The sequence below is a fragment of the Nocardia testacea NBRC 100365 genome (assembly GCF_000308775.1).
GTDB lineage: Bacteria > Actinomycetota > Actinomycetes > Mycobacteriales > Mycobacteriaceae > Nocardia > Nocardia testacea.
In genome coordinates, this window is the sequence record NZ_BAGJ01000063.1 from 1 (window position 1) to 2,875 (window position 2,875).

General features: G+C 69.3%; 3 protein-coding genes. All 3 read right to left on the reverse strand.

The genetic code is table 11. The features are described from left to right. Positions 1–136 precede the first annotated feature (136 nt). The 3 genes from ON38_RS08155 to ON38_RS08165 are packed head-to-tail and all read right to left on the reverse strand — an operon-like array spanning position 137 to position 2,367. Positions 137–1,510, reverse strand: coding sequence for an ArsA family ATPase (locus tag ON38_RS08155; RefSeq protein WP_373281197.1), 1,374 nt, complete (start codon positions 1,508–1,510; stop codon positions 137–139). Next, positions 1,507–1,944 (reverse strand): SRPBCC family protein, encoded by a 438-nt coding sequence (locus ON38_RS08160; protein WP_039823704.1) that lies wholly within the window; start codon positions 1,942–1,944, stop codon positions 1,507–1,509. Before ON38_RS08160 ends, ON38_RS08155 begins: the two co-directional genes overlap by 4 nt. Positions 1,945–1,986: 42 nt before the next feature. After that, entirely contained in the window at positions 1,987–2,367 is a 381-nt protein-coding gene (locus ON38_RS08165) for a hypothetical protein (protein ID WP_039823706.1), read from the reverse strand. Positions 2,368–2,875: the final 508 nt, after the last annotated feature.

A 2,875-nucleotide genomic window follows, 5' to 3' on the forward strand; every position in this document is an offset into this window, starting at 1 on the left:
TTGTTCCACTCCGGCTGCCCCTCGCCCGCGGCCTCGCGCAGGACCGGTTCGACGCGTTCCAGCACGGCTTCGGCGAGCAGCCGCAGTTCGTCGGCGAATTCGGCGACGCCCTCGGGCTGGCGATAGCGGGTTCCGGTCACTTCGGCCACTCCTGCGGGTCGGGGCGGAAACGGATGACGAGGTATCCGTTGTCCAACTCGGCGGTGCTGACGGTGCAGCGGCGTAGAACGGGCGCCAGTCGTAGCCGGCGGCGGACGCCGTCCGCTCCCACGATCAAATCGTCCTCCACTCGTCCCAGGCGCAGTGTCGCCGGATCGGCGACCGGCAGATGGATACGCATCGCATACACCGACTGCAACCCCGCCCCCGATTCCAGTCGCACCGCGGGCGCGGCGTGCGCGCTGCCGTCGCCGGATACCGGCGCCGAACCCGGATCGTCGCGCACCGCGCCCCCGCTGTCGAGCCGGACACCGGCGTCTCCGCTCCCGGGCGGCACATCGTGCTCCGCGACCACGCACGACAGCGCCGCCAGCGGGCCCAGGCCCACCGGTTCGGCGCCGGTATGTCCCGCGACGAGTACCGGGATCTCCGGCATCGACCGCTGCAACCCGGAGATCACATCCCACTGTTCGGCGCAGCGGTTCAGATACCAGCGCACGGCCGGATGCTGTGGTTCCGGACCCGGCGGCGGCACCGCGGCGAGCACCTTGTTCACCACCACCGCGTCCAACCGCAACCCCAGCAGCGCCGCCGCCGAACGCACCCGGGCCGATTCGGCGACCGCGACCCGTTCGGCCAGGGTGATCAGCCGGGCACTGGTGCGGTCGGAGTCGGCGAGCAGATCGCGGACCTCGCCGACCGCGGTGACGACCCGCTGCACGGTCGCCGCCAGCACGGCCCGGCGGATATCGGTACCGATCGAACTCATCATCCGATGATGCGGCGGCCAGACCCGGTCCAGATATCCGAGCACTGTCTCGGGCATGGTGAGGATGCGCAGCATATCGGCCGTCGGCGGGCAGTCCAGGACGATCGCGTCCCATTCGTCGTCGGCCACGTACTGGGCGATCTCCACCAGCATCAGCAGCTCTTGCACCCCCGGCAGGCCGGTGAGTTCGGCCGGATCCAGGGCCGCCAGATCGAAACCGTGCTCGTGACCCGGATCGGCGCGCAGCAGTTCGGTGAGTGCGCCGAAACGTTCCTCGAGCAGCGCCAGCGAATCGAGTTCGATCACCTCGAGGCCAGGGAGCACCCGGGTGATGCCGGGAACGGCGCCCGGATCGTGCGCGAACCGGAAACCCAGCGCGTCGCCGAGGGAATGGGCCTGGTCCAGCGAGGCCACCAGAACCCGCTGGCCGGCCCGGGCACAACTCATGGCGCGCGCACACGCCAGCGTCGTCTTGCCGACACCGCCCTTGCCCACGAACAATTCGACCCGCGTGCGCGACCGGGCGCCGCGAGCGGGCCGGCCGCCGCGGGTGGCGTCTTCCGAGCGCTGCGGCCCGGTCAGCCTTCGACCCGTTTCTTCAGTTCCTTGAGCGCGGTATCGGTGATCACCTTCTCCGCCTTGCGCTTGAACATGCCGATCATCGGTATCGTCAGGTCCACGGTCAGCTCGTATCGCACCTCGGTGCCGCCCTCGGGCTGCTCGACGAGTTCGTAGCGCCCCTCCTGCACCTTCTGCAGCTCACCGCTGACCAGCGTCCAGCTCACGGCCAGATCGTCCGGCTGCCAGGTGTAGGCCAGCACGTAGGTGTCCTTCACCACGCCCGCATCCAGCACGAAGCGCGCGGTACGGGCCCGGCCGTCGGGCCCGGTCTCCAGGACTTCCACCGATTTGGCCGCCGATACCCACTCGGGGTAGGACGCCAGATCGGCGATAACGGACATCACCTGCCGGGCGGGTGCCGCGATGACGATCGATCTCTGGGTCCGGTCGGCCATTGGGTCTCAGGGGTTCCTTTCGGCGGTGCGGTACGAAATCCGTCAGTTGTCGTGCGGAGCGACTCCGGCCGGGCGATCGTCCTCGAGACGGTCCTTGATCTCGAACGACATCACCTTGCCCGCCACCCGGCGGGCCCGGTTGGCGGCCGCCAGTTTGCGCGGTGGCAGCGGTTGCGGCGGCTCGGCGTGCAGGAAGTAGTGCAGGATCACGCCGTCCAGCGACGGTTCCAGCCACACCTCCATGGTGCCGGACAGCGCGCCCGACACCGACCAGCGGATTCCCTTGTCACCGCGATCTTCCCGGACATCCAGTTCGAGATCGGGCCACCAGCGCCGCCAGTGCCCCGGGCCCGTCAGCGCGGCCGCCACCGCGGCGCCGGGAGCGGCGAGGAAGGTTTGGTCCGCGACCTGGATACTGCTCACCCGGGTGAGCGTAGTAGATGGCGAGCTGTGTTTATGGCGCCGCCTGCGGCGGCGCGGGGTTGAGGCCCCCTTGGTCTCGCCGTTTCGGCCTCGAGACTTGCGCTTCGCGCGGGCGCTTTCGAGGCCGAAACGGCGAGACGGGCCTCAACCCTTTGAGGTGTCTCGCAGGACTCGACGCATGCGGGTTGCGTCGGCATCGGAGATGCGGGGTCGGATGTGGGGTTGCTCGCGGAGGTGGGATGTGGGCTTGCTCGTGAAGGTGCTGTGTTTTTTGGCGCCGCCTGCGGCGTCGCGGGGTTGAGGCCCCCTTGTGTCTCGCCGTTTCGGCCTCGAGACTTGCGCCTTCGGCGCGGGCGCTTTCGAGGCCGAAACGGCGAGACGGGCCTCAACCCTTTGAGGTCTCTCGTAGGACTCGACGCATGCGGGTTGCGTTGGCATTCGATGTCCGGGTGGGGTGTGGACTCGACTGTGTGGGTGGTCCGGCGGCTGATGTGCAGGCGGCCTGGGG